Origin of the sequence: Mycoavidus sp. SF9855, assembly GCF_024582735.1 — a bacterium.
Taxonomy (GTDB): domain Bacteria; phylum Pseudomonadota; class Gammaproteobacteria; order Burkholderiales; family Burkholderiaceae; genus Mycoavidus.
This window is the reverse complement of record NZ_CP102085.1, coordinates 1572114-1594761: the sequence shown is the minus strand read 5'-3', so window position 1 is coordinate 1594761 and position 22648 is coordinate 1572114. Positions and strand designations below refer to the sequence as shown.

Here is a 22648-nt window from a genome sequence, read left to right as displayed (position 1 = left end):
CGCAGCATCCGTTAAAACCTAAGTTAAAATCGCAGTTTATTCTGTTTGCCCTACCTTATTTCCATGCTTGATATCCAACTGCTGCGTAAAGACCTTGATGGCGTCGCACACCATCTTAATAGCCGCGGTTACGCGCTAGACCGTGCGACATTTATAAAACTTGAGACAGAGCGGCGTGAGCTACAGGTGTGCACTGAAGAATTGCAAGCACGCCGCAACAGCCTATCAAAGCAAATTGGCGTCTTAAAAAGTCGAGCAGAAGATTGCTCGGCGTTGCTGGTTGAAGCAGACAGCATTGGCAATGTGCTCAAAGACTCAGCGCTAAGACTGAATGAGCTCCAAGCACAGTTAACCGAGTTCATGCTGGACGCGCCTAACTTGCCGCACGAAAGTGTGCCGCTAGGCCGTGACGAAACACAAAACACTGAGGTAAGCCGCTGGGGTACCCCGCGCCAATTTGAGTTTGAGATTAAAGACCATGTCGATATTGGGGGGCCGCTTGGACTCGATTTTGATAGTGCCGTTAAGCTCAGTGGCGCGCGCTTTGCAGTACTACGTGGCCCGCTTGCGCGGCTACAACGTGCCTTGGCGCAATTTATGCTTGATTTGCACACGACTGAACATGGCTATACAGAAATTCAGGTGCCTTATATCGTCAATGCCACTTCTATGCGCGGTACCGGTCAACTACCTAAATTTGAAGAAGATTTATTTAAAGTGCCGCATAAAGCCAGCGATGAGGGCCATGCGCCTGAGAACTTTTATCTAATTCCAACGGCTGAAGTCCCGCTCACTAACTTGATGCGAGAAACCATCGTGGCCGTGGATAAACTGCCACTCAAATGGGTGGCTCATACGCCCTGTTTTAGATCAGAGGCAGGCAGTTACGGCCGTGATACGCGCGGCATGATTCGCCAGCACCAGTTTGAGAAGGTTGAGTTGGTCCAAATTGTGCCACCTGAGCACTCTTATCAAGCGCTCGAAGAGCTTGTGGGCCATGCCGAAACGGTTTTGCGCAAACTTGAACTGCCCTATCGGAAAGTCTTATTGTGCACAGGTGATATGGGTTTTGGCAGTGCCAAAACATATGATCTTGAAGTATGGCTGGCGTCGCAAAATACCTATCGTGAAATTTCATCATGCTCGAATATGGAAGCATTTCAAGCACGGCGAATGCAAGCACGTTTTCGCAGTGGGCAAGGTAAGCCGGAACTAGTGCACACACTAAATGGCTCAGGTTTGGCGGTTGGGCGTACTTTAGTTGCGATTCTTGAAAATTTCCAAAATGCGGATGGTACGGTGAGTGTGCCGGATGTGTTGCAGCCTTATTTGGGTGGCATGAAACGGCTTGAGCCGACTGCGTAAAAAACGCTTTGGGGGCAGGCGGCCCCTTACTATAATCAACCGGTCAATCAGATCATATTTTTAGATTTTTCTGCCACAAATTGCTAGATCGGATTTGCCCTATTTTTTTCTGCCTGGTATTGCTACTGGTATACGGTTTTGCACCCAATCTATACGCTCAAGCTTTGCCTACATCGGTGCTCAAAGACAAAGTCCTCACACAGAATGAGGTAAGATCACAATAGCCAAGATGCCCTCAAAGACGCGCTGCAAGCCAATCCACAAAGTTTTAGCTCCGGGTTCACCGTCCGACTTGCGACCAAGAAATCCGCCAAGCATAGCGATAGTACGAATCACCGTATTGAGCGTGGGCGTGTAGGAATGGGTTTTTTTTCAAAAGGGCAAAGGCCACTTTCTATTCGATGGGTTCAAAGAGCAGTTCTAAGTCCGGATCAAAACACGTGCGTTCTAAGCGCATCGAGCGTGCAATGTCACAGACTTATGTGCAATGGGGTGGTCTTAACCGTCTGGCGAAGACCATTATGCTTGCGCTGTGAATGACATTGATGGCTCTAAAAGATCGAAAAACTTCGTCGAGCGTTTGAGCGGTGAAAATACGTTGAGCGACTTATACTGCATTAACTGATTGAATTTGACAGATTTTAATTTATTTTTAATCGATTAGTTCATGTATCACAGCTAGCTTAACAGCCTCACTAATTCTATTAACTCCCATTTTTTCGTTAACTTTTTTATATAACACATAAATTGTTGCAACAGAAACATCAAATTTTGTGGCGATTTGCGGTGCATGGGCGCCTTGTTTGATACTACACAATATATCGAGTTCTCTCGCATTAAGGTTGAATTTACGCGCCGATGCGCGCCGCAATTCGGCTATGCGTAAGTCAAGTAAACTACCCGCTATTGCTCGAAAGAGCGGCTGTGCCATAACAAGGCTAGATTCACCCCCCTCGTTGGGCTCACATTGATTTGCAACATGGAGCACTCCCATCAGTGAACTGGCACGGCAATGAGTCGGTACAATGAGGTTACTTTTGAATCCATATTGACGTGCTGTAGATACCATTGCAGATTGACCTGCGCTCAGTAAGGGGATGCTTGAACCAAGCTTAGGTTCTATATTCATCCGAGCATATATTATGTACGGATCATTCATATACCAATGCCGATGTTGATAGACTTGTAGCCACTCTGGGCGGCATCCAATTAGATAGCGATATGAATGCGCCTCATCCTCTTTATCCATTACCATAGATAGAAAAATATATTGCGACGCGCCAAGATATTGAACGAGCGGTAATAATATCGCGTGGAGTTGGCCATCATTTTCACATTGTTGTAACCGATTTATTTCGATGACTGGATTGTTTTTTTCTTGCTTTTTATTCTCCATTTATTCCTCCAATGACACTCACTTTTTATCAATATCTAGCTCTGCAACTATGCGCCTAAAGTGTTGTTGCAATAGCTCATATTGCTTTTCCAATTGCCTAAAATAAGGATCTGCTGTCGCATATTTATATAGTTGTATTTCACTTGTCACACAAAATCCATGCATTAGTACAGTCCCATCGGCTTGAGTCAATTCCCGCTCGAGGAAAACATGTGGGTTATAGAACCATAGACGTAGCACAATCCTTTCGCGAGAAATATTTGTTTCATATTTATAAATAATCTTTTCCAAAATACACTAAATTTTATTATGTAGCATAGAGTGAATAGTAACTCAGCAGGACGTTCTAAGTGCGAGAATACTTTCGATGATTCGCCAAAGTCAATTTCTAATGAAAAGAAATAAATATTATCAAAAATCACCATGAGCTTCTTGCCGAGGATGGCGCTAATTGCTAGTCGTAGTGTGTTTAAGCGCAACATATCGTTCAATGTATGATTTTCCCCTAAGTAGGAAATCCAGTGTATGGTTGCCATAGATTACGAAACGGTCGGATGGTAATGCTTTCATACAAACCTGATTTTGTATAAGGCTCGTTATGAATAAATCTATAAGCACTGTTAAGCGAATCAAATTCAAGCACAAGTAGACTACCAATTGGTGTCAAGCCATCATTTGCTAGCAATGGTCCTGCGAAAGCAATTCGATCAGAAAATTGAGCTAGATATTTACGATGTTCGGACCGTAGGGAAGCTCGAAAATCAGTATTTGGTTTATCCAGATTGTAGAAAGAAAAAAGCAATGCTACCTCCTTTTAATCCATCATTTATTAAAACGTTTAGCATAGATATTATGTCCATACGTTTCGACGAGTTTTAAGCCATAAATCAATCCGAAAACAGATACTACTGTTAACAACCCAACCCCAAATAACATACCATTCGTTGGATTTCTATCGATTATGAAACCGATTACTGGTTGTAAAATAGCAGCAGCTAAGAACATGCTCGTATTAGTCACACCAATTGCCATTCCTGCCGATTGCACAGGATTGACCTCTTTTGCTATGGCCCAAATGAGCGTATAGCTTGTAGAACCAATACCTTGTAAAGCAAAAATCAAGAAGCTTGCACCGGTAAATACATGTAGCCCGGCTAGCATGGGTATCCACATGACAACATAAAGCGTTGCTAAACATAGTAGCAATCCCTTTCTATTCTCCATACGATCTGAGGCACGACCCAGAAATAATGCTGTCAACGAGTGGCAAAAAATCATTACCAAAATATGCGCGGCCGCTTGTTGTTTAGAAATACCTAAAGTTTGCATCAAATAAGGTACGCCCCAAAGGCTTGTAAATGTAAAAAATGTACCGCAAATACCAAATCCAACCCAAAAGCAAGGCCAAGTATCTCGATTCCGAATAACTGTCGAAAGTTGGTTCTGCCAAGGAATTTTTTTGTGAATGTCTGAGTTATAATTAGCTGCACCATCAGGACTTGGTAAACCATAATCAGCAGGTTTATCTCGCACAAACCAAATGATGAGAGTCCCTATAAGGGCTGTTAATATACCGCTGACGGCGATGATTGGGCGCCAGCCTATGGTATGAGATAGAATTTCTAATGGAGAGGTTGAAAGGATAGCCCCAAGGTTACCAAATAAAATAGTCAAACCGCTCAGTGTTGCGAACTGTGTAGCAGCAAACCATGAAGCGTTAAGTCGAAGCAATGCAACAAACGGAATAGCTGCTCCAAAACCAATCAATCCCCGTCCGATGCTTGCAAGGAGTACGTTGTGGGCGCTAGCAAATACAAAACAGCCAGCCGCTGCTACCGCACAGCCGAAGCCAAGTATCTTTCTTGATCCTAATGTATCAGCCATAATCCCCGTAGGTATTTGCATCAGCATGATGACAAAGAAAAACACCGCCGCAATGATGCCTAGCTGTGCGCTGGTCGCTGAAAAAGAAGCTTGTAAGTCGGTTGAAAGTGCTGCGGGCGCTACGCGATGAAAAAACGATAACATATATGCCACAATTACCAACCCGAAAATCGTCCATTGCGTACGTCTTAAGTGTTGCTTAGATGAATGCGTCATATTAATAGGCCTCTTTATAATAGTAATGAATTTCAAGTAATAGGCACCCACGAGTTGAGCTAAACGGACCATGGGGTGCGCCAGGTGGGCGGCAGGCATAAGTATTTTTCTCAAATACAATACCCCCTTTGCCTTTGGCATCACTTCCTACGATAAGCTCACCTTCCAATAAATAGACTTCTTCCCAATATTTGTGCATAAATGGAGCCGTAGTATAGGCGCCAGGCTGGAAACGCAGTAGCCGTGTACGGCACCCCGTTGAATTTATCTCATCTAGATGACCAGAAAGTACTTTCTGCTCAATTCCGGACGGATAGCCAACTGGTACTTCCCAGCCGGATAAAAGATCCAAAGTTTCAAATTCTGTATGTGGCTTCAACATAGCTATCCCTCTCTTTTTAAAAATTAAAGTACTTTTATTTGATATGCGCACTCAAGTGCTCGGCCAAGCACTGGATCAATCAATTCGCACCGAAAATAATCGGCATGCACAAATGGGCCATCAATAGGTAGAGTTCCGCTAAATAATACTGAATACTTAGTTAGTATATTTTCACTCTCGCATAGTGTGAGCAACGTTGTTGGATGGAGTATCTCGCGAACTGAACCGTCTTGATAAAAGCGCTCTTGAGTATCAATTTGTACATAACTTTTTAGGATCAATTCATCCCAATGGCCTATCACATCTTCAAGAGACCAATATTGGGCGCTAATTGGCTTTGCACAAACTTGTTTAGATAAAGTAATGTCACTTACCTCAAGCTTTCTATCTGTATGATCTGAACCAACGCGAACAAAACACTTTCCGTCAATATAAAACAAGCAAAATTCAGCCTCGCCACTTGATGCCATACCCACTACTTCGATTGAATCAGCTGTAGTCAGCAAGGTACTAGAAACCTTATACAAAGCGGGTATTTTCTTTGGAGCAGTGACGCCAAGTTCAGCAAGCTCTTCGATATGGCGCTGAACGGCTGAAATATTTCGTCCAGTCCAGCCGGCAATGATTAAATTTTGAGGATTGAGCTTCTCAGTTATCTGTAATGATTTATCAATATTGAACATGATTTTTATACAGTGCGAAGAATGGCTGTTGCAGTAAGGAGAGTTTCGTCTTTTTTTGCAAAACAGAAACGTAATAGCCGTGTTTCCTGGTATGGAATGCTAAAGCTAGATAACGGAATTGCTGCGATATTGAAATCTGTAATTAAACGATTGGCAAAGTCCGAGTCGGCTTCATTTGAAATAGCACTATAATCAAGCAACTGAAAATATCCGCCTCTAGTCGGTAGCCATTTAAAACGAGAATCTTGCAGCCCATCCAAGAATAAATCTCTTTTTCTCGCAAACAGTTTAGACAACGCAAGGTAACTATTTGAATCATTCAGAATTTCTGCTATCGCATATTGCAACGGTGTTGGAGCAGCATATGTCTGGAATTGATGCACTTTCCGGATTTCTGCTGTAAGCGCAGCCGATGCAATCGCATAACCTATCCTCCAACCAGTTACATGCATGATTTTACTCAGCGAACCAACCACTACGGCTCGTTCACGTAATCGAGGTTCAGAAAATACAGTAACGTGCTCTTGCTGTTCAAATAAAATATTGTGGTATACCTCATCGCTTAATACAATGAAGCCATATTTATCAGCCAACTCACCGAGTCGGCGGGCATCAGCTTGCAACCAGCATGCCCCAGTTGGATTATGAGGACTATTTATAATAATCATCCTGGTCCGCTCGGTGATGGCTTGTTCTACTTCATCCCAATCAGGTAAGAAAGTAGGACCATGCAACTGCAGAGCGGTTGGAATTCCTCCAGCCAGCATGATTGCTGGCATATAGCATTCAAATGCAGGCTGAAAAAAAATGACTTCGTCTCCAGTGTGAACCAAACTGCTTACCGTAGCAAAAATAGCTTGAGTTGCTCCTACTGTCACTGTCAATTCAACGACGGGATCAACTGGCATACTGTACAAAACCGTAAACATCTTGGAAATTGCTACTCTCAGCGCCTCAATTCCCTCTGACAGGCTATATTGGTTGTAGTTTGACTGTACGGCATTAAATAAAGCTTCAATAAGCCTTTCATCGGGAGGAAAGTCAGGATAACCCTGCGATAGATTAACTGCATTAAATTGCGCTGCAATGCGAGACATGCGCGCAAATATAGAGCTCTCAATAATTGGCAGACGCGATGTGGTAACAATTGCAGACATAACGGCCCTTCGGAGGTATATCGCTTACAAGATAGCGCTTATGCTGCTGTATTAGCATTTTGATTAGCCACAGTCAGTTGAGTAAGCGTTTGCCATCTGCATTGATGCGCCGCATCTTGTAGCAAATGCGCTAGGCATGGAGGTACATCAGTCTGTACGATGATTCCGTTGTCACGCAAGCGTTGATAATTACTCTGCGTTCGGCTAGAGAAAGCTTCCCAGTAGCGGCGCTCCGTTTCAGCGCCAGCCCATATAATGCCTCGTTGCATACAGTGGGGCATGTCGGCTAAGGCGGATTCATTTAAAACTAGAAATGTGACAGGGATTGCATAATTAAGCGCCAAATAATGAGGAAATATTGCCGATAGTCGTTTTCCGGCAGCGCCGTCTCCTGATGAAAGTACACCTTCTATGCGCTTATCGGATAGTGCAGCCTCAATTTGTGCAAAAGGTAAATTCGATGCATTAGCCCCAAGCATTTGAAAAATAGACTGAGAAAGCGCATCATAGGTTCGGATACGCAATCCCATTAAACTCTGTGCTGTTTTAACTGGCTCAAGTGTCCATAAGCCTGTGGGTGGCATGGGGACTGTAGCAACTAGCCGTTGTCTATGTAAGCCAAATGCCCGTGTGAAGCGGTGTCGAAATTGTTGAGTTTCTAGGTGGCCGGCGTTAAGGGCTTCACCCTTAATCAGAGGTAGGGCAGAAAGAGTAAAAGTTGAATCCACCTCCGTAAGCGCACCACCGAATAATGCGCCACCCTGTATTTTATTAACAGTAATTGCCTGCATTAATTCTTTAGGTACTAAAGGCGAATCGCAAGCAACCAATATGCGTAATGCATTTCCTGCTTTTTGGCTAGCAAGCTTGGCTAGCATGCGCAGCGCTTCGCCTGGCACGGCGGTAGTAGGATATTCAGTCACTAGGCCAATTCGCCATCTAGCTTGGCCTTTAGATCCCGTTGAAATCAGAGCTTTAGAATTTCTTTGCCTCATTTTGCTCACCTCTCTTATCAGATAGTCCAATGAACAATGCAAATTTCTGATATAAATTCTAATCCTAAAATTTCTCTAAATCAGGTCTCTATTTATTATTGACATAGGGTAATTAATCATGTATTGCGGTCGGGTATATGTAAAAAATTATCGCTTGCGAGACCCTAAGAATTAATTAGCTAACGTTACAGGTAGCTCAGTTTTGTGAGGATGAGTTGTCTGAATTTCTTATGCGTATTTCAATTTTGCTTCCCATGTAATTGGGACTGCTATTTCATGCTAGAAAAATGACATGAATTTCAGAAAATCTATTTTTACTGTTGACTATTATGAGTTGGTAGCCCAAGCCTCAATAGCTGAAAAACCTAAGTCGTCGATCAAGGCGGGCCCAAGTGCTGCAGAGCGTGAAGAGCTCAGTCGCTTACGCCGTCAAGTACGCCAGCTACAGATGGAGCGCGATATATTGGCAAAAGCTACGGCTTGGTTTGCCGCCAAAGGCGAGAGGATGTTCATTCCGTCTTCGAGCGTAAGAAAATTATAAAGTATTTTTAATAAATTTAAATTTACAGTTTAAAAAACTATTTAATTACTAATGAAGCATTGTAGAGCTATCTCTCTACTGGGTACATGGCTGTTGTTGTGAATAAAACAACATTAAGAGTAAAAAATATATTCCGTATGACTTATACGAGTGCTACTATTGTCATCGTTAGCAGAAAAGTAGCGTAGTAGAAAGATTGATGCTTTTTATGAAAATAAGAATAAATTCAGACGTTAGCTACTTAGCTCTAGAGATCTGGGGCATATAAAACTATAAAGCAGAAGTTGATACGAATGTTGAATGCAGGATAGCTTTGACAAAGGCAATGCGGAGAACAGGTCACGTTATGTGTGATGCGCTATCCCTCCTCGGTGTAAACCCGAGGTTTTCCGCGCAAAATTATGCTTAGAGAGATTAATCAGCGGCGCATACGTTATTTTTATGAGGTGCTAGCGCGTGGAACGATTCGTGGCGCAGCAGAGCATTTAAATGTAGCTCCTTCAGTGATTACTCGCCAGCTTCGCCTACTCGAAGAAGAGCTCGCTGTGACACTCTTTGAGCGGCGTGCACGTGGGGTAGTACCCACTGAGTCGGCTGAAATTGTACTTCAATATTATCGCGGGTGTAATGCCAGCCAAGAATATATGGAGTCTTGCTTGCAAGAAATGCGGGGCATGCAGCGCGGTAGTATCCGTATTGGGGTCAATGAAGGGTATGTTACGTCTTTGATGGATGACGTACTGAATGACTTTAGTTTGCAGTATCCTCGTTTAAATATTCATGTTGAAGTTTTGCTAACAAGTGAGATCATTGCGCAAGTTATTCAAGATGATTTACATATAGGCCTTGCGTATAACCCACCAGAAAATTCTGATCTTCGCTGTCATTTGCGGGCAAAACGACCTGTTCGTTTGCTAGTAAAAAAAGGTCATCCACTTGCTAATCAGCAGGCTAGAGTTACTATCTCGGATGCAACGCGCTATCCGTTAGGGCTAATGTCTGCTACCTCTGGTTTATCACAAACGATTCAGCTATTGGAAGCTACAGAGAAAATCCGATTAACGCCGATATTGACGACAAATTCAATTTTTGTTTTGGAGCAATTTGTTATAGGCGGAGGAGTCGCATTTATGGCACCTTCTCCAGGGTATCCAAGAATCCAAAGCGGGGAATTGGTTGGACTAGAAATTGATCATCCTATCTTAATGTCTCCAGAGATTCACTTATTTGTTAGGCAAGGTAGACCTCTATCGACAGCGCTTAACCAATTGTTGAAGCAAGCTCAAACTAATCTATCTCTTTTCAAGCAAGGTATTTAACTGGCTGGTTATATAAATTTAGGTATAAGCTTATGAAATCTAACTATTTGTACAATCTGTCCACCACATTTCGTTATCGCCAAACCCTATATATGGTTTTTGTGCTTGCGTTATTATTGATATCTAGGGCATATGCAGATCTTCCAGACAAAACCCTTAATTATTGTTCTGAAGGTAGTCCAGTAGGTTTCGACCCATCCCAGTTCATAACAAGTGTTGAATATACAGCGAGCGCGTTCACAATTTATAATCGGCTTATCCAGTTCAAACGCGGTACTACAAATATCGAGCCTGGTCTTGCTTTACGTTGGGATATTTCGCCAGATGGTCTAACTTATACTTTCTATCTACGGCGAGGTGTGAAGTTTCATGCAACATCGTTTTTTAATCCTACACGTGACTTTAATGCAGACGATGTGCTTTTTACTTTTGAGCGGATGCGTGATCCAGAACATCCCTTTCGTAAGGCGTATCCCGTTTCATTTTCCTATTTTTTAAATTTAGGTCTTGATAAAGAAATTCAAAAAATTGAAGCGATCGACTCTTACACTGTACGCTTCACATTGAAATCAGTTAATGCCCCATTTCTGACAAATCTAAGTTTAGCTTTCGCATCAATTTTATCCGCTGAATATGCAGATCAGTTGTTAAAGGCTGGTAAAGCGGAGGATATTAATTGGAAGCCGATCGGGACAGGTCCTTTTATTTTTCATAGTTACAATAAGGATGCAACTATCCGTTTCATTGGTAATCCATATTATTGGAGGATAAGTGATGTCCAAGTGTCACAATTAAATTTTAAAATTACACCTGATTCTGCGGTGCGTGTAATAAAGCTCAAAGAAAATGAGTGCCAAATAACAAGTTATCCACGCCCAGAGGATCTTGCTTCGATCAAAAATGATATGAATCTTCGATTGCTTAGCCAGCCTGGCCTGAATCTTGGATTTCTAGCATATAACGTACTGCACAAACCGTTTGATAATATTTTAGTGCGTCGCGCGCTTGATATGGGAATTAATAAAAAGGCAATTATCAATGCGGCATTCCAAAATCAAGGGGACGCGCATATAGCAAACACCATGATACCGCCAGCACTCTGGTCGTATAGAGAGCAGTTAGAAGAGAATTCATATAATTTAAAAGAAGCAAAAAAACTACTAACACGAGCTGGCTACCCAAATGGTTTCAGGCTTTCTCTGTGGGCGAGCCCGCTGCAGAAATACTATAGTTCAAAGCTGGTCGCCGAGATCATCCAATCTGACTGGAAGAAAATCGGTGTAGAGGCTGATATTGTTTCCCATGAGTGGGGCGAATTCGTTAAGCGTGCACGTGCAGGCGAGCATGACGCTGTGCTCGTTCTATGGACTGGTAATAGTGATCTAGATGATTGGTTCGGTGCATTGCTTAGTTGTGATGCGAGAAATGCAGCTAATCTCTCAAAATGGTGTAACCAACCATTTGATGATTTGATTATAAAGGCACGCAAAACAATTGATCCTATTCAACGCGAGATTTTCTATAAAGAAGCGCAGCAGATTTTTAAACGTGAATTACCGCTGACTCCGATCTTGCACGCAACTATCTACCAACCAATCAATAAAAAAGTTACCAATTTTAAGGTAAATCCACTCAATGCCACATTATTCACGGGCGTTGGCTTGGAATGATAGTCTTTTATTTTTTCCGGCGCTGCATTGTAGCTACATGCTCTTATGATTAGTACAACCTGGTAGGAATCACAGCAAGGTCAACGTTTATCTAAATTTATGCGAGTTTTTTTAGTATCAAATATGAGAGCAAACCTGATGAAAGGCAATAACCTGATGTCTGTCGTGCAGGGTATGTTGCTGATATCCGTATCCACGGCGATATTAACTACGGTGCTACTAATTTTTGCCATGTCTGCTCGTGCGGCGCTCCCTAATAAAACTTTAGTCTATTGCTCTGAAGGGCGACCGGCTGGTTTTGATCCAGCTCAGTCTACAACGAGCGTTGAATATACGGCGAGTGCATTTAGTGTTCATAATCGGCTGATTGAATTCAAGCCGGGCGGCACTGAGATTTTTCCGAGCTTGGCTGCTCACTGGGATATCTCACCAGATGGTTTGCAATATACTTTCTATTTGCGCCGAGGCGTGAAATTTCATACCACATCATATTTCAGGCCAACAAGGGAGTTTAATGCGGATGATGTGGTTTTTACTTTTGAGCGGATGCGTAATCCAGAGCATCCTTTTCGTAAAGCTTACCCGGCCTCAGCCCCTTATTTTGTGAACCTAGGACTTGATAAGGAAATCACAAAGATCGAAAAACTCGATCCTTATACGATACGCTTCACTCTCAAGTCGGCTAATGGGCCGTTTCTGATGAATCTTGGGCTAGCCTTAGCTTCTATTGTGTCAGCTGAATATGCAGATCAGTTATTAAAAATTGGCAAAGCATCCAATATCAATTGGTGGCCGGTGGGGACCGGGCCATTTATTTTTCGGAGTTATACTAAAGAAGCTGAGGCTGAAGATGCGTTGATTCGTTTCGATGGTAACCCAGACTATTGGAGGCCAAAGGATGTGCAGTTATCGAAGCTCATTTTTACAATTGTGTCTGATGCTACTGAGCGAGTACGTAAGTTAAAACGTAACGAATGCCAAGTAATGAGCTACCCGAGACCGAGTGACCTTGCCACTATTAAAGCAGATCCGAAGCTTGAGTTACTCAGCCAGCCTGGTTTGAACCTTAGCTATTTGGTTTATAACGTGTTGCATCCGCCGCTTGATAACGTATTAGTTCGTCGTGCGCTTGATATGGTAATCAATAAAGCGGCTATTATCAAAGCTACTTTCTATGAACAGGAAAATGCTGCGCAAATAGCGAGCGCACCAATCCCTCCAGCGCTGTGGTCCTACGATGAAACGCTCAAAGATGAGCCATTTGATTTGGAAAAAGCAAGAGCCTTGCTAGCACAAGCGGGCTATCCTAAAGGTTTTGCGATTTCGTTATGGATTTCATCGGTGCAGCGCCCCTATAACCCCAATCCGAGGCTGACAGCTGAAATGATTCAGGCCGATTGGGCAAAAATTGGGGTGAAAGCTAATATCGTGACTCGCAATTGGAGCAGATATATTAAAGGTGCGCATAATAGTGAACACGATGCGATGCTTATTGGCTGGACAGGCAATAGCGATCCGGATGACTGGCTTGGCGTGATGCTCACTTGCGATGCAATAAGCGGCATTAATCATTCAAAATGGTGTCACCCAGTATTCGATGTTTTAATCAAAGCAGCACGCCAAACGAATGATGTTGAAAAGCGCACGATGCTATACCAAGAAGCACAGCGGATTTTCAAGCGCGAGTTGCCATTTACACCTATTGCATATGCAAGTGTTTACCAGCCAATCAACAAAAACGTGACCAATTTCAAGATTAATCCGCTTTGCGCCATACTATTCATGGGGGTGGGGTTGAAATGACGGTGCGCATATCCGCCTTCATATTTAGTTTTGTCTCGTAGAGATCCAGTGAGATCAATGGTTGTGAGTGATATTAGCTCTTTATTGTAGATGCATGAGGGACCCGATGAAACGCAGTGATTTGATGATGCGAGCTACACATGGTATTAAGTTGGCATTTGTATGCATAGCAAGACTGATGGCTGTAGTGCTTGCTTTTGCTGTCTTTCCCTCGCACGCATCGCTCCCGAATAAGGCGCTTGTCTACTGCTCCGAAGGTACACCAGCTGGTTTTGACCCAGCGCAATTCACAACAAGTGTTGAATATACGGTAAGCGCCTTCACTGTTCACAATCGGTTGGTTGAATTCAAGCGGGGCGGCACTAAAATTGGTCCAGGCTTGGCTGCTCACTGGGATATCTCACCGGATGGCTTGCGGTACACTTTTTATTTACGGCGTGACGTGAAGTTTCATACCACGTCATATTTTAGGCCTACACGAGAATTTAATGCGGATGATGTGCTGTTCACTTTCGAGCGAATGCGCAATCCAAATCATCCTTTCCGTAAAGCCTATCCGGCACCTGTCCCTTATTTTGTGAACTTAGGGCTTGATAAAGAAATTACAAAGATCGAAAAACTGGATTCATATACGGTGCGCTTTACCCTGAAGTCGGCGAACGCACCATTCTTAACGAATCTTGGCTTAGCGTTTGCTTCCATTTTGTCAGCTGAATATGCCGATCAGTTGTTAAAAGCCGGCAAAGCATCGAATATCAATTGGTGGCCGGTGGGAACAGGCCCGTTTGTTTTTCGGAGCTATACTAAAGAAACTGAGGCCGAGGATGCGCTAATTCGTTTTGACAGTAACTCGGAATATTGGAGACCACAGGATGTGCAAGTATCGAGTTTGATTTTTAAAATTGTGCCTGATGCTGCGGAGCGAGTACGTAAACTTAAGCGTAATGAGTGTCAGATAATGAGTTATCCGCGACCCGCTGATTTTGCGGCTATTGAGGCAGATCCTAAGCTCGAATTATTAAGCCAGCCTGGTTTGAATCTTAGTTATTTGGCTTATAACGTGCTGCATCCGCCACTTGATAATGTCTTGGTTCGTCGTGCGCTCGATATGGCAATTAATAAAAAGGCTATTATTAAAGCTACTTTCCGTGGACGGGAAGGTGCGGCACAAGTAGCCAGCGCACCGATTCCACCGGCACTTTGGTCTCATGATGAAACACTTAAAGACGAGTTGTTTGATTTAGAAAAGGCGAAGGCTTTGCTGGCAGAGGCAGGATACCCTAAAGGCTTTACAATTTCGCTGTGGACCTTGCCAGTACAGCGGCCCTATAACCCCAACCCACGGCTAACAGCTGAAATAATTCAGGCTGACTGGGCGAAGATTGGGGTGAGAGCGAAAATTGTGACGCATAGCTGGGGCAAATATATTAAGGATGGACATGATGGTGAGCACGATGCGATGCTTATTGGCTGGACGGGTAATATTGATCCGGATGATTGGTTTGGCGTAACACTTACCTGCGATGCAATGAGCGGCCTTAATTACTCAAAATGGTGCTATCCGCCGTTTGATGCTTTAATCAAAGGCGCACGCCAAACGAATGATATTGAGAAACGTGCAGCGTTTTATCAGGAAGCGCAGCGGATTTTCAACCGTGAATTGCCATTTACGCCAATCTTACATGCAACGGCCTACCAGCCAATTAATAAAAGTGTCGCGGGCTTCAAAATCAATCCTCTTAGCGCAACTGTGTTTACGGGCGTCAGTTTGAAATAAAGGCAAGCATTCATAATGAACGAAATTAACCAACGGCGAATGCAGTATTTTTACGAGGTGCTAACACAGGGCTCGATCCGTGATGCAGCAGAAGTTTTAAATACAGCGCCCTCAGTGGTGAGCCGGCAGATCCGGTTGTTGGAAAAAGAGCTAGCGGTGACGTTGTTTGATCGTCATCCACGCGGTTTACAGCCGAATGAAGCTTCTGAAATTGTGCTTGAATATTGTCGGAACCGTCACGCGCACCAAGAGCGCCTAGAAACCTATTTGGAGGAAATGCGCAGTCTCCAGCGTGGCCGTATCTATATCGCCGTCAATCAAGGGTATATTGAGCCGCTGATGAATGAGGTGCTGAATGACTTTTGCCAACAGTACCCCCGGTTAAATATTCATGTTGAAACTGTATTGACCAATGAAGCCGTCGACCAAGTGACCGAAGATATTGCCCATATTGGACTGGTTTATAACCCACCCGATATTCCTGAGTTGCGTTGCTGTGCGCGCGCAAAACGGCCGGTGCGTTTAATGGTTGGTAAAAAGCACCCGTTGGCTCGCCAGAAAAAGGCTACGTTAGCAGATGCATTGCGCTACCCGTTAGGGCTATTGTCTGCTTCTTCTGGTTTGTTGAAAATGCTTCAGGCGCTAGAGGATTCGGAAAAAATCCGATTCGCCCCGAGCTTGACGACCAATTCAATCACTGTCCTGGAACGGTTTGTTAAGGCCGGTAAGGGCGTCGCATTTATGGCAACGAGTCTAAAACCGGGGATTGAAACTGACGGTTTGATTGCCCTGGAGATTGATAACCCCATCCTGAATACTCCAGAAAGCCGTTTGTTTGTCAGGCGTGGCAGGCCTCTTCCTGCCGCAGTGAATCAACTGTTGCGGCAGATCATAACGAAATTATCGCTTTTTAAATAAAGCTTTGGTGAAAATTGTGAGATGAGTTGCCGATGCGTCAATCTCTTATGTCAGCAATGACGGGCGCATGGTCAGAGGGTTGCGGCCAGCCACGCGGGGTTTTATCAATGATGCAGCGCTCGCAAGCCGCAGTCAGTGTAGACGATAGCAAGATATGATCGATTCTGAGCCCTGCATTACGGCGAAATGAAAGCATCCGGTAATCCCACCAGCTATAAATTTTCTCAGCTTGTTCAAAGCAACGAAAGGCATCGGTTAGTCCAAGCGAGCACAGCCTGGTAAATGCTGCCCGCTCATCGGGGGAAACCAGATTTTGTCCTTCCCAGGCTAATGGATCATGCACATCGCGTTCTGCGGGGGCAATGTTGTAATCTCCGAGCAAGGCTAACCGCTCATGTTGGGCTAGTTCACTTTCTAGCCAAGTGCTGAGCGCGTCCATCCATTTTAGTTTGTAGGCGAATTTATCGGTGCCTGGAGCCTGACCATTTGGAAAGTAGGCGCAAATGACTCGGGTGTCGTTGAGCGTGATGGCAATCAGTCGCTGCTGCGGATCTTCAAAGCCGGGAATATTGCGTTGGATGCTAGCCGCGTCAAATGAAATATCTTCCCGCGTGAGGATCGCTACGCCATTATAGGTTTTTTGGCCGGCATAGAAGCTGCGATACCCGATGGCTTTTAATTGCGCCTCAGGAAATTTTTCATCTGGTAGCTTGAGTTCTTGTAAACAAAGCACATCGACTGGATTGGCAGCCAGCCAGTCGATGACATGCGGTAAACGGACGTTGAGTGAATTAATATTCCAGCTGGCGAGTTTCATCCCGTTAGTATACCTTGCCTAGACTAAGATCGATATCCAGGCTAGGCGTTTTGGGTTTAGGTTGATGCCGAATCTTCGCGCCGCAGATGCGGGAACAAAATCACATCGCGAATACTTGCATTATCCGTTAACAACATGACCAGTCGGTCAATGCCAATACCGCAGCCGCCAGTCGGGGGCATACCGTATTCAAGTGCGCGAATATAATCGGCGTCATAGTACATCGCTTCTGTGTCGCCGGCATTTTTTTGTTCAACCTGTTTCTTAAATCGCGCCGCTTGGTCCTGCGGGTCATTCAATTCAGAAAAGCCATTGGCGATTTCACGGCCAGCAATAAAAAGCTCAAAACGTTCGGTAATGCCTGGTTGGGTATCCGATTCGCGTGCCAGTGGCGATACTTCGAGCGGATAATCAATAATATAAGTCGGCTGCCATAGTTTTGCTTCGGCGGTTTCTTCAAATAATGCCAGCTGTAGCGAGCCAATCCCTGCGTTGAAAAATTTGGCTTCTTGCGTATTAACGCCTAGCTTTTTGAGTTCTTGGGTTAAGAAATCCTTATCATGTAAGGGCGCATCGCGGTACTCACTGCTATATTCTGCAATGGCTTGAGTGATCGTGAGCCGTTGAAACGGTGCCGCAAGATTCAGCTCTCGCCCTTGGTATTGGATCTTGGCAGTACCCAAGGCATCAATGGCCGCTTGCTGGATCAGTTTTTCGGTGAAATTCATCAGCCACCGGTAATCGGTGTAGGCTGCATAGAATTCCATCATTGTAAATTCTGGGTTATGCCGCGGTGAAACGCCTTCATTACGAAAATTACGGTTGATTTCAAACACACGCTCAAAGCCACCCACAATCAGCCGTTTTAAATACAACTCTGGCGCGATGCGCAAAAACATTTGCATATCGAGCGCGTTATGATGCGTGGCAAAAGGCTGTGCAGCGGCGCCTCCTGGGATGGGGTGAAGCATCGGCGTTTCGACTTCAAGAAAACCTGTTGCTTCCATTTGGCGGCGGATGGATGAAACCGCTTTGGTACGTGCGATAAAGGTTTTACGCGTATTCGGTGTGACTATCAAATCCACATAGCGCTGTCGGTAGCGCATGTCCTGATCGGCTAGCCCATGGAATTTATCGGGCAGTGGCCGCAGCGCCTTGGTTAATAAGCGTAAGCTGGTGCAGCGTATCGATAGCTCCCCTTTATTGGTGCGAAAGAGTAAACCACGGGCGGCAATGATATCGCCCAGATCCCATTTTTTGAATGACTCATAGAGATCGACGCCGGCTTCAGCCGCGGTGATAAAGAGTTGGATCTGTGCACTACCATCTTGTACCGTGGCAAAGCTGGCTTTGCCCATAATGCGCTTGAGCATCATGCGCCCAGCAATGGCTACTTCGAGGGCCTGCTCTTCAAGCATTTCTTTATTGGCCTTGGCATACTGCGTCTGGAGCTCGAGCGCTTGATGGGTCGGCTGAAAATCGTTTGGATAGGCGCAGCCTTGCGCGCGTAATGCGCTGAGTTTCTCGTGCCGTTCTTGCACGCTAGCAGGGATTGGGGTCGAATCGGACATTATGCAGTTTCTAATAAAGTTTTATACGCCTTGTTTCAGGCTGGCGCTGATTAAATCATCGAGATCGCCGTCTAATACGGCGCGGGTATTGCTGATTTCGACGCCTGTGCGTAAATCCTTAATGCGGCTTTGATCAAGCACATAGGACCGGATTTGATGGCCCCAGCCAACATCGGTTTTGTTGGATTCAAGCTTGTCTTGCTCAGCTTGGCGCTTGCGTAATTCAGCTTCATATAGACGCGATTTCAACATCGCCATGGCTTCGGCACGGTTACGGTGCTGTGAGCGGTCGCTTTGGCATTGCACAACGATACCACTTGGCAGATGCGTGAGGCGTACCGCGGAATCCGTTTTATTGATATGTTGGCCGCCTGCGCCTGAGGCGCGAAAGGTATCGACGCGCAAATCAGCTGGATTCACATCCACCTCGATTGAGTCGTCTACTTCTGGATAGACAAAAATAGAGGCGAATGAGGTATGTCGTCCGCCCGACGAGTCAAAGGGGGATTTACGCACCAGCCGGTGCACACCGGTTTCGGTACGCAAATAGCCATACGCATATTCCCCTTCAACTTTAATGGTTGAGCTCTTAAGGCCCGCCACTTCGCCGGCTGACTCTTCTAGTAAGCTGGTTTTAAAACCTTTGCGCTCGCAGTAGCGTAGATATTGCCGCAGTAACATAGAGGCCCAGTCGCACGCCTCGGTTCCGCCCGCTCCCGCTTGGATATCAATAAAGCAGTTATTAGGGTCGGCCGGATGATTAAACATACGACGAAATTCAATATCTGCGACATGGGTGGCGAGCGTTGCGACCTCCGCTTCGATGGCCAGCAACGTGTCTTCGTCTGCTTCGTCACGAGCGAGCTCGAACAGATCTTGTGTATTGCGTAAATCGTTATCCAAAGAGGTGAGCATAGTGACCACCCCTGCGAGCTGTTTTTTTTCTTTGCCAAGCGCTTGGGTGCGTTTTGTATCGCCCCAGGTAGCCGGGTCTTCGAGCTCTTGATTGAGGACGCTTAAACGGGTTTTTTTGGTATCGTAGTCAAAGAAACCCCCGAAGCTCTTCGGCACGAGTGCATAAGTCAGTAAGAGTGGTGTTGATGGCGTTGAGGCGTTCTGCTTCCATATTAGGCGTATTTTTTGCTGGAAAAAAGCAAATTATAACGGATTGGAGATGGCAGTGCTTTTTGAGTTTGATATGATAAAGGGTTATTTTGCACTGAATTTATCCCTATTTTTTTATCCTATCCCGATTAACATGCCTGATTTAGCTTGGACCTTGCCTGTTGCCCGTTGGTCTGCATGGTGTGCGCAGACATCGGCTGCGCTCGAGGTGAATTTTATTGAGCCGATGTTGCGGCGGCGTTTGAGTACGCTATCGAAAATGGGACTCAAAGTGGCGCATGATTGCGTGCCAGCTGACCAACCGGTGCGAGTGATCTTCGCTTCTCGTCATGGGGAGTTACGCCGCACCACGGAGTTGCTCAAAGCACAAGCGCAGGAACCGATGCAGTCTTTATCGCCGAATGCATTCAGTCTTTCGGTTTTGAATGCGGCCGCCGGTGTTTTTAGTATGATGCGGAGTGACCATTCAAATGCCACCGCCTTAGCGGCGGGCTCTGAGACCCTGGGTTACGCATTGCTCGAAGCGTTTGCGCAATACACCTCTGATCCGCAGACGTCGGTGTTGGTGATCTATGCGGACGAACCGCCTGACCCAATTTTTGCTTCGGTCGACGAGATTGATGCGCCATCTGCTGCACTGGCCTTGTGGATAGCCGACGATGCGCCAGGCGTGCTTGAATGCCATGTGCGTAGCAGTGAACGAGCGCAGGTGCCGGAGCGCCCGCTCTACCCGCGTCAATTGAATGCCGCTTTGCATTGCCTTGAAACACATCAAGCCACTTGCTGGGAGGGCGCCGGGTCGAGTTGGTCCTGGCAGTGGCGTGATAGAAAAGCATAATGGCTATTTATTGATAGGCAACGGCAGCTTCTCGAAGCGCATGAAATTGAGTGTGATTTCAACAGAGAATTAATCTAAACAACACTGGAAAGACCATGACTGATTTAAAACTTGAGCTCAAACAGCTTTTGATTGACGCGCTTAATCTTGAGGATTTGACCCTAGCGGATATCGGCGACGATACGCCTCTTTTTAACGCCGATGGCCTTGGGCTCGATTCGATTGACGCGCTGGAAATTGGGATTGCGCTGCGCAAAAAATATCAGCTGCCCATTGAAACCACGGATAGTCGTATGCGCGAACATTTCCGTTCGGTGAGTACCTTGGCTGATTGGGTTACAAGCCAGCGTAATGCGTTGCCTGAATCTTAAAGCGCTTTTTGAGAGATGACCAAACCGTTGTTTGGAATGGCACACTTTATTTTGCATGACTACATCTTTACACTTGCTATTTAGTCACGATTGCCTTGATACCCGGCCGGTATGTATTGACGGCGATCAGGTGCTGGACTGGCGCTTCTTTACCGAACGTACATGTGCTGCGGTGCGCGCTCTAGGTGGCGAGCGCCATAGGAGTTGCGCGCGTTGGGCATTATGTTTGAGCGATCCATTTGATTTTGTCTGTGGCTTATTTGCGTTGCTAGCCGCAGGTAAACAGATTGTGCTGCCGTCCAATCATAAGCCAGCGGCGCTCTTGCCGCTCGCGGGTCTATACGATAGCGTGCTGGATGATCTAGACGGTTTGCTTGCCAGCGGGGACGGTGGTCTGTGCGCTGAGTTGACGATTGATCCGCGTGCACCACTGAGTCTTGTCACTTCGGGCAGTAGTGGCGTACCGAAGGTGATCCACAAAACGCTGGCACAGTTTGAGGCGGAAATTCAGACGTTGGCGACGCTGTGGGGTACGGTGACGCAAGGTATCACCGTGGTCGCTAGCGTGCCGCATCACCATATTTATGGTTTGCTGTTTCGTTTGTTATGGCCGCTTGCTGCCGGTCAGCCGTTTGATCGCATGACCTGTGTTGACCCCGCGGACGTGCGGGCCCGGCTGGCTGCGTTGCAGAAGACGATTTTGGTGTCGAGCCCGGCGCAGTTGGCGCGCTGGCCTGCGCTGATTAACCTAGCCCAGCTTGCACCACCGCCGGGACTGATTTTTTCTTCGGGTGGCCCGCTGGCGGCTGAGACTGCCGCGGTCTATGCGCAAGCGTTTGGCGTTGCGCCAATCGAAGTGTATGGCAGTACTGAAACCGGCGGGATTGCTTGGCGTTGTCAGCATCAAGCGCAGCATCAAAATGAGGTGAGCGACGCCTGGACGCCGATGCCAGCGGTTGCTGTGCGGTGCGCTGCCGATGGTGCATTGCAACTGCGTTCGCCGCATCTGCCTGACGAGCAGTGGTGGCGCATGGAGGATGTAGTGCAGATCGAAGCTGATGGTCGCTTTTGTTTACGGGGCCGACTGGATCGAATCATTAAGCTCGAAGAAAAACGTGTTTCGTTACCTGAGCTAGAGCACGTGCTGATGCAGCACCCGTGGGTTAAGCAGGCCGCGGTTGTGCCGCTGAATGGCGCGCGGCTAACGCTTGGCGCGCTGCTGACTTTAACTGAGGAAGGCATACAGGCATGGCGTAGCGCCGCGAGCCGTCTGTCTATCACGCAGGCCTTACGCGGTTATTTAGCTGAGCATTTCGATGGGGTCGTGTTGCCGCGTCATTGGCGCTTTTGCATGCAGTTGCCTTTTGATGAGCGAGGAAAATTGTCGGTGACTGATCTTGCCGCGCGCTTCGCAAAAAATCTACTGCAACCTGAATTGCTCGCTGAATGGTGCAATGGCGATACAGCGCTGCTGGAGCTACATGTGCCGTCAACCTTGATTCACTTCAGCGGCCATTTTCCGGGGTTGCCGATCTTACCTGGCGTGGTCCAGATCGATTGGGTTGTCCGCTATGCCGCGCATTATTTTGCACTGTGTGATGGCTTCCAATCGCTTGAGCAGATTAAATTCCTCTCTATGGTGCGTCCAGGCGCCACGCTGCGACTTGCGCTCGCGCATGATCCCGGGCGTGGGCGGATTACCTTTCGCTACCATGTGGGTGAGCGTGATTATGCAACGGGCCGGATTGTTTATAACAAGCTCGCTACTGTGTAGATTTGCTAGTGCTTAGCAAAGTGAATGAAATATATAACGTATATCG

19 protein-coding genes and 2 pseudogenes are annotated in these 22648 nt (G+C 45.9%); 10 read left to right on the top strand and 11 right to left on the bottom strand.

Annotated features, from left to right (window positions below; all coding sequences use genetic code 11):
- Positions 1 to 63 precede the first annotated feature (63 nt).
- Positions 64 to 1365: a serine--tRNA ligase gene (serS, locus tag NQD60_RS06255; protein ID WP_257100102.1), complete on the top strand. Its 1302-nt coding sequence runs from the start codon at positions 64 to 66 to the stop codon at positions 1363 to 1365.
- A gap of 195 nt (positions 1366 to 1560) precedes the next feature.
- On the opposite strand, the pseudogene NQD60_RS06250 reads toward serS, so the two are convergent.
- The 8 genes and pseudogenes from NQD60_RS06250 to NQD60_RS06215 form a co-directional block, all read right to left on the bottom strand.
- Positions 1561 to 1716, bottom strand: a pseudogene (locus NQD60_RS06250) (IS4 family transposase); the annotation flags it as partial.
- A 301-nt stretch (positions 1717 to 2017) separates the two neighbouring features.
- A complete protein-coding gene (locus tag NQD60_RS06245) occupies positions 2018 to 2761 on the bottom strand; it encodes a helix-turn-helix transcriptional regulator (RefSeq protein ID WP_257100101.1) in 744 nt (247 codons plus the stop codon).
- Between the two features lie 505 nt (positions 2762 to 3266).
- A complete protein-coding gene (locus NQD60_RS06240; protein WP_257100100.1) occupies positions 3267 to 3563 on the bottom strand; it encodes a YciI family protein in 297 nt (98 codons plus the stop codon).
- Positions 3564 to 3583: 20 nt separating this feature from the next.
- Positions 3584 to 4861: an MFS transporter gene (locus NQD60_RS06235; protein ID WP_257100099.1), complete on the bottom strand. Its 1278-nt coding sequence runs from the start codon at positions 4859 to 4861 to the stop codon at positions 3584 to 3586.
- Between the two features lies 1 nt (position 4862).
- Positions 4863 to 5249 carry a cupin domain-containing protein gene (locus NQD60_RS06230; protein ID WP_257101281.1) on the bottom strand — a complete coding sequence of 129 codons (387 nt, stop codon included), beginning with the start codon at positions 5247 to 5249 and terminating at the stop codon, positions 4863 to 4865.
- A 17-nt stretch (positions 5250 to 5266) separates the two neighbouring features.
- A complete protein-coding gene (locus NQD60_RS06225) occupies positions 5267 to 5926 on the bottom strand; it encodes a DUF2848 domain-containing protein (protein ID WP_257100098.1) in 660 nt (219 codons plus the stop codon).
- A gap of 5 nt (positions 5927 to 5931) precedes the next feature.
- Positions 5932 to 7083: a methionine aminotransferase gene (locus NQD60_RS06220; RefSeq protein ID WP_257100097.1), complete on the bottom strand. Its 1152-nt coding sequence runs from the start codon at positions 7081 to 7083 to the stop codon at positions 5932 to 5934.
- Positions 7084 to 7121: 38 nt separating this feature from the next.
- The gene (locus tag NQD60_RS06215) at positions 7122 to 8078 is read right to left on the bottom strand and encodes a hypothetical protein (protein WP_257100096.1); all 957 of its coding nucleotides are present in this window, start codon (positions 8076 to 8078) and stop codon (positions 7122 to 7124) included.
- Positions 8079 to 8460: 382 nt separating this feature from the next.
- On the opposite strand from NQD60_RS06215, the pseudogene NQD60_RS06210 reads away from it, so the two are divergent.
- The 6 genes and pseudogenes from NQD60_RS06210 to NQD60_RS06185 form a co-directional block, all read left to right on the top strand.
- Positions 8461 to 8603: pseudogene (locus NQD60_RS06210) on the top strand (IS3 family transposase); the annotation flags it as partial.
- A 417-nt stretch (positions 8604 to 9020) separates the two neighbouring features.
- Complete coding sequence (locus NQD60_RS06205; protein WP_257100095.1) at positions 9021 to 9938, top strand: LysR family transcriptional regulator; 918 nt, start codon at positions 9021 to 9023, stop codon at positions 9936 to 9938.
- Positions 9939 to 9970: 32 nt separating this feature from the next.
- Positions 9971 to 11608: an ABC transporter substrate-binding protein gene (locus NQD60_RS06200; protein WP_306438066.1), complete on the top strand. Its 1638-nt coding sequence runs from the start codon at positions 9971 to 9973 to the stop codon at positions 11606 to 11608.
- Positions 11609 to 11746: 138 nt separating this feature from the next.
- On the top strand, positions 11747 to 13411 hold the full coding sequence (locus tag NQD60_RS06195; protein WP_257100094.1) for an ABC transporter substrate-binding protein: 1665 nt from the start codon (positions 11747 to 11749) through the stop codon (positions 13409 to 13411).
- A 178-nt stretch (positions 13412 to 13589) separates the two neighbouring features.
- Positions 13590 to 15188, top strand: a complete 1599-nt coding sequence (locus tag NQD60_RS06190) for an ABC transporter substrate-binding protein (RefSeq protein ID WP_257100093.1) — start codon at positions 13590 to 13592, stop codon at positions 15186 to 15188.
- 15 nt (positions 15189 to 15203) lie between these two features.
- Entirely contained in the window at positions 15204 to 16106 is a 903-nt protein-coding gene (locus NQD60_RS06185; RefSeq protein ID WP_257100092.1) for a LysR family transcriptional regulator, read from the top strand.
- A gap of 37 nt (positions 16107 to 16143) precedes the next feature.
- Here NQD60_RS06185 and xth read toward each other — a convergent pair whose 3' ends face one another.
- The 3 genes from xth to prfB form a co-directional block, all read right to left on the bottom strand.
- Positions 16144 to 16923 (bottom strand): exodeoxyribonuclease III, encoded by a 780-nt coding sequence (xth, locus tag NQD60_RS06180; protein ID WP_257100091.1) that lies wholly within the window; start codon positions 16921 to 16923, stop codon positions 16144 to 16146.
- Positions 16924 to 16979: 56 nt separating this feature from the next.
- Positions 16980 to 18494, bottom strand: a complete 1515-nt coding sequence (gene lysS / locus NQD60_RS06175) for a lysine--tRNA ligase (protein ID WP_257100090.1) — start codon at positions 18492 to 18494, stop codon at positions 16980 to 16982.
- 21 nt (positions 18495 to 18515) lie between these two features.
- A protein-coding gene (prfB, locus tag NQD60_RS06170) for a peptide chain release factor 2 (protein ID WP_223691579.1) occupies positions 18516 to 19620 on the bottom strand; the annotation gives its coding sequence in 2 pieces (ribosomal slippage) (positions 18516 to 19538 and positions 19540 to 19620; 1104 coding nt in all).
- Positions 19621 to 19752: 132 nt separating this feature from the next.
- Between prfB and NQD60_RS06165 the strand changes: the two genes are divergently transcribed.
- The 3 genes from NQD60_RS06165 (at position 19753) to NQD60_RS06155 (ending at position 22602) form a co-directional block, all read left to right on the top strand.
- The gene (locus tag NQD60_RS06165) at positions 19753 to 20457 is read left to right on the top strand and encodes a beta-ketoacyl synthase chain length factor (RefSeq protein WP_257101279.1); all 705 of its coding nucleotides are present in this window, start codon (positions 19753 to 19755) and stop codon (positions 20455 to 20457) included.
- Between the two features lie 95 nt (positions 20458 to 20552).
- A complete protein-coding gene (locus NQD60_RS06160) occupies positions 20553 to 20828 on the top strand; it encodes a phosphopantetheine-binding protein (protein WP_257100089.1) in 276 nt (91 codons plus the stop codon).
- A gap of 55 nt (positions 20829 to 20883) precedes the next feature.
- Complete coding sequence (locus tag NQD60_RS06155; protein WP_257100088.1) at positions 20884 to 22602, top strand: AMP-binding protein; 1719 nt, start codon at positions 20884 to 20886, stop codon at positions 22600 to 22602.
- The last annotated feature ends 46 nt before the right edge of the window (positions 22603 to 22648 follow it).

Excerpts from the sequence above, each read along its gene's own strand:
- serS (WP_257100102.1), top strand. The coding sequence starts at position 64 with ATGCTTGATATCCAACTGCTGCGTAAAGACCTTGATGGCGTCGCACAC.
- NQD60_RS06245 (WP_257100101.1), bottom strand. The coding sequence starts at position 2,761 with ATGGAGAATAAAAAGCAAGAAAAAAACAATCCAGTCATCGAAATAAAT.
- NQD60_RS06235 (WP_257100099.1), bottom strand. The coding sequence starts at position 4,861 with ATGACGCATTCATCTAAGCAACACTTAAGACGTACGCAATGGACGATT.
- NQD60_RS06225 (WP_257100098.1), bottom strand. The coding sequence starts at position 5,926 with ATGTTCAATATTGATAAATCATTACAGATAACTGAGAAGCTCAATCCT.
- NQD60_RS06220 (WP_257100097.1), bottom strand. The coding sequence starts at position 7,083 with ATGTCTGCAATTGTTACCACATCGCGTCTGCCAATTATTGAGAGCTCT.
- NQD60_RS06215 (WP_257100096.1), bottom strand. The coding sequence starts at position 8,078 with ATGAGGCAAAGAAATTCTAAAGCTCTGATTTCAACGGGATCTAAAGGC.
- NQD60_RS06205 (WP_257100095.1), top strand. The coding sequence starts at position 9,021 with ATGCTTAGAGAGATTAATCAGCGGCGCATACGTTATTTTTATGAGGTG.
- NQD60_RS06200 (WP_306438066.1), top strand. The coding sequence starts at position 9,971 with ATGAAATCTAACTATTTGTACAATCTGTCCACCACATTTCGTTATCGC.
- NQD60_RS06195 (WP_257100094.1), top strand. The coding sequence starts at position 11,747 with ATGAAAGGCAATAACCTGATGTCTGTCGTGCAGGGTATGTTGCTGATA.
- NQD60_RS06190 (WP_257100093.1), top strand. The coding sequence starts at position 13,590 with ATGGCTGTAGTGCTTGCTTTTGCTGTCTTTCCCTCGCACGCATCGCTC.
- NQD60_RS06185 (WP_257100092.1), top strand. The coding sequence starts at position 15,204 with ATGAACGAAATTAACCAACGGCGAATGCAGTATTTTTACGAGGTGCTA.
- xth (WP_257100091.1), bottom strand. The coding sequence starts at position 16,923 with ATGAAACTCGCCAGCTGGAATATTAATTCACTCAACGTCCGTTTACCG.
- lysS (WP_257100090.1), bottom strand. The coding sequence starts at position 18,494 with ATGTCCGATTCGACCCCAATCCCTGCTAGCGTGCAAGAACGGCACGAG.
- NQD60_RS06165 (WP_257101279.1), top strand. The coding sequence starts at position 19,753 with ATGCCTGATTTAGCTTGGACCTTGCCTGTTGCCCGTTGGTCTGCATGG.
- NQD60_RS06160 (WP_257100089.1), top strand. The coding sequence starts at position 20,553 with ATGACTGATTTAAAACTTGAGCTCAAACAGCTTTTGATTGACGCGCTT.
- NQD60_RS06155 (WP_257100088.1), top strand. The coding sequence starts at position 20,884 with ATGACTACATCTTTACACTTGCTATTTAGTCACGATTGCCTTGATACC.